Origin of the sequence: Halomonas sp. SIMBA_159, from assembly GCF_046536035.1 — a bacterium.
Taxonomy (GTDB): Bacteria; Pseudomonadota; Gammaproteobacteria; order Pseudomonadales; family Halomonadaceae; genus Vreelandella; species Vreelandella venusta_A.
The window spans coordinates 1-257 of sequence record NZ_JAWJBT010000984.1; the positions used below are offsets into that span (position 1 = coordinate 1).

1 protein-coding gene is annotated in these 257 nt (G+C 70.0%); it reads right to left on the reverse strand.

Translation table 11 applies throughout. The features are described from left to right. Positions 1-257: hypothetical protein (locus R0J87_RS22195; protein ID WP_498889021.1), on the reverse strand; the 257-nt coding region annotated here is incomplete at both ends.

Below are 257 nucleotides of genomic sequence, written 5' to 3' on the forward strand. Positions count from 1 at the left end.
GTGCGATGCCGATACTCGCCGGTCACGGCCACCGTGCCGATCAGCGCCGGGATGAACAGGGTGACGGTGGAGAGGCCGAGGATCAGGCCCGCACCCTCGGCGGTGTCGATGCCCGGCATGGGCGGGTTGGCGTTCTCCGGTCCGACGATCGCGAGCACCCCGGAGAGGAAGGCGGCGACCACGACGGCCGTGACCGCTGTCCACAGCAGCAACCGGGTAGAGGTGACGCGGATCAGCTCTCCGCGCAGCACGCTCAC